Annotated in this window: 4 protein-coding genes; 2 read left to right on the forward strand and 2 right to left on the reverse strand. The window is 74.0% G+C overall.

The window, feature by feature from the left end; genetic code table 11:
- On the forward strand, positions 1 to 297 hold a 297-nt coding region (locus tag ESO86_RS14140; RefSeq protein ID WP_207207148.1), incomplete at its 5' end, for a TipAS antibiotic-recognition domain-containing protein.
- A 94-nt stretch (positions 298 to 391) separates the two neighbouring features.
- Here the strand turns inward: ESO86_RS14140 and ESO86_RS14145 are convergent.
- Together ESO86_RS14145 and yczE are read right to left on the reverse strand one after the other, a co-directional pair.
- Positions 392 to 646: a hypothetical protein gene (locus ESO86_RS14145; protein WP_129235574.1), complete on the reverse strand. Its 255-nt coding sequence runs from the start codon at positions 644 to 646 to the stop codon at positions 392 to 394.
- Between the two features lie 206 nt (positions 647 to 852).
- Positions 853 to 1,545: a membrane protein YczE gene (yczE, locus tag ESO86_RS14150; protein WP_129235575.1), complete on the reverse strand. Its 693-nt coding sequence runs from the start codon at positions 1,543 to 1,545 to the stop codon at positions 853 to 855.
- Between the two features lie 66 nt (positions 1,546 to 1,611).
- Here yczE and yczR point away from each other — a divergent pair, with 66 nt between their 5' ends.
- Positions 1,612 to 3,054, forward strand: a complete 1,443-nt coding sequence (gene yczR / locus ESO86_RS14155; protein WP_129235576.1) for a MocR-like transcription factor YczR — start codon at positions 1,612 to 1,614, stop codon at positions 3,052 to 3,054.
- Positions 3,055 to 3,240 lie beyond the last annotated feature (186 nt).

Genomic DNA, 3,240 nt, shown 5'->3' on the forward strand with positions numbered 1-3,240 from the left:
CGCGCCGCGTGGAAGGAGCGCAGCGCGGCACTCGGTCGCGACTGGACCGCGGCCGCCGACTCGGGCGTCGCGCCGGACTCCGTGGAGGCGCAGGCGCTCGCGAAGCGCCACGTCGAGTGGCTGACGGGCATCCCGGGCACGCCTGCCGGCACGCCCGGCGGCGACGTACGGGCGTACGTCATCGGGCTCGGCGAGATGTACGTCGCCGACCCGCGCTTCGCGGCCAACTACGGCGGCGAGCAGGGTGCGGCGTTCGTGCGCGATGCGCTGCGGGTGTTCGCCGAGGCGAACCTGTAGGCGCTGCCGCGCTCGAGACGACGGATGCCGCGGGGCACGCGCCCCGCGGCATCCGCTCACCGGTCGGCCGGCCCTGCGCCCCGTCGGGCGCGACTCAGCACTCCGACTGGTCCCAGCGGGCGAAGTCGCCGATGACGACTCCGAACGGGATGTCGATGAAGCCCTTGATCTCCGCGATCCGATGGGCGATCGCCCCGGGCTCGCCCACGGCCTGGGGCACGAAGGTCAGCCCGACGCACGATGCGTGCGGGTTCACCTTCGGTTCGGCCGCGATCGCGGGGGTCGCGAGGCCGAGTGCGCCGATGGCGGCGAGGGCGCCGGCGGCGGCGAGGATCGTTCGAGTGCGCATGGTGTCTCCTCCAGAGGTACGTCGCGAGGATCCTCGGTCTGCATCGGCCGCGTCTGCGACGGCTGGCCGCACGCTAGCAGTGGGCCCGAACCGGGTGAAATCCCCCGGATTGGGGCTGGCTTCGCGTCCGCCTCGTGGAGTGTTCCACGCTGCGATGCCACTCCGGACCGGCGCCGAGACTCGATCCGCCGGCGGCGGCCGAGCGGTCAGGCCTGCGCGGGTGCGGCGCCCGTCGCGGGATGCGGGATGTCCCGGTCCCGCGTCCCGCGACGGACGGCCGGGCCGCGGCGCACCGCGAACAGCGGGATCGTCCACCCGCAGAGCGGGCCGATGAGGAGCGCGAACGCGAGCGTGCCGATGCCCACGTTGCCGCCGAGCAGGAACCCGGTCACGAGCACGGTCACCTCGATCCCGGTGCGGACGATCCAGATCCTCCATCCGGTGCGGCGGTGGAGGCCGGTCATCAGACCGTCGCGCGGCCCGGGGCCGAAGTGGGCGCCGATGTAGAGGCCGGTCGCCGCGGCGAGCACGACGATGCCGCCGAAGAGCATGACGATGCGCACCCAGAGGTCCAGTCCCGTCGGGATCATCCACAGCGAGAGGTCGGCGAAGGGCCCCACGAGGAGCGCGTTCATGAGCGTGCCGAAGCCGGGCTTCTGCCGGATGGGGATCCAGAGCAGCAGCACGATCCCGCTCGTGATCACGGTGATGAGCCCGAAGCCGAGCCCGGTCTGCTTCGCGATGCCCTGCGTGAGCACGTCCCACGGGGCGACGCCGAGTTCGCCGCGCACGATCAGCGCGATGCCGAGCCCGTAGAGGTACAGGCCGCCGAAGAGCTGCACGAGGCGGCGCCCGAACACGGGTGCGGAGTCGGCGGTGCGAGGGAGTCGGAACGGCATGATGGCAATCCAATCCCCGAATTGGCCTTTCGGCAAGAAGCCAATTGCTCTAAAGTGGCCCGCACCATGGAAGCCACCCTGAGCGCTCGCGCCCTCGAGACCCTCCTCGGCGACTGGCGCGCCGACGGCGGCAGCGCCTACCGGACGCTCGCCGACCGCATCCGCCTGCTGATCCTCGACGGGCGGATCCCCGTCGGCACCCGCCTCCCCGCCGAACGCGACCTCGCCGCGCGGCTCGGTCTCAGCCGCACCACCGTCACCGCGGCCTACCGCGAACTGCGCGAGCAGCGGATGCTCCGCAGCCTCCGGGGTTCCGGCAGCGTCGCCCGACTGCCGGGCGCGCCCGCCGTCCTCCCCGTGCCGCCGGCGGCCGACTACGTCGACTTCTCCAAGGCCGCCCTCCCCGCACTGCCGTGGCTCGCGGAGGTCGCCCGTGAGGCGGTCGAGGACCTCCCCGCGCATCTCGGCGACCCGGGCTTCGACCCGATCGGCATCCCGCAGCTGCGGGCGGCGATCGCCGACCGCTACACGACCCGCGGCCTGCCCACCGATCCGGAGCAGGTCATGGTGACCCTCGGCGCGCAGCACGCGATCGCGCTGCTCTCCCGCGCCGTCGTCGGTCGCGGGGACCGCGCCGTCATCGAGGCGCCCACCTACCCCCACGCCTACGAGGCACTCCGTGCCGCGGGCGCCCGGCTCGTCACCGTCGCGACGGCCCCGGACGACGTCGGACCCGACGGGTTCGGCGCCGTCGACGAGGCGGGCGACCTCGTCCGCGCGATGGGCCACGCGAACCCCGTCGCCGCGTACCTCATGCCCGACTTCCACAACCCCACCGGGCGCTCGCTCGACGCCGAGGCCCGCGAGCGCGTGCTCGATGCCGCGGCGCGCCAGGGCACCGTCGTGATCGCCGACGAGACGACCGCCGAACTCGACATCGACCGAGGGCTCGACCTCAAGCCGCTCGCGGCCTACGGCCCGGCGGTGATGGTCGGCTCCGTGGGCAAGACCGTGTGGGGCGGCGTGCGCGTCGGCTGGATCCGCGCGGACCGTCCGCTCATCCGCCGGCTCCTCGCCGTGCGCTCGCCGGGCGACCTCGGCACGCCGATCCTCGAGCAGCTCATCGTCGCGCGACTGCTCGCCCGGATGGACGACATCCTCGACGAGCGCCGAGAGCAGCTCCGCGCCGGCCGTGACCACCTCGAGCGGCGACTCGCCGACGCGTTCCCCGGCTGGCACGTTCCGCACGTCGACGGCGGCATCGCGACGTGGGTCGGCCTCGGCGCGCCCGTGAGCTCGCAGCTCGCGCTCGCCGCACGCACGCAGGGACTCATCGTCGCGGCGGGCCCGCGGTTCGGCATCGACGGCGCCTTCGAGCGGTTCCTGCGACTGCCGATCTGCTACGACGCCGAGACGACGGATGCCGCGGTGCAGGCCCTCACGAGGGCGTGGGGCTCGCTCGCGCGCACGCCCGTGCCCGAGCAGAGCGTGCTCGCGGCGGTCGTCTGAGCGGGCCCGAACGTTCACCTCGCGGCAATCCGCGGTTCGCCGTGCGGGACGAGAGTGAGGGCCGTCCCGTCCCCTGACCGAAGGTGATCCATGCTCTCCACCCGACCCCGCATCCGGCGCGCCGCGGCGCCGATCCTCGTGGGCGCCGTCGTCGCCGGCTGCCTCGCGGCGGCCCCGGCCGTCGCG

The sequence above is a fragment of the Agromyces binzhouensis genome (assembly GCF_004135055.1).
Taxonomy (GTDB): Bacteria; Actinomycetota; Actinomycetes; order Actinomycetales; family Microbacteriaceae; genus Agromyces; species Agromyces binzhouensis.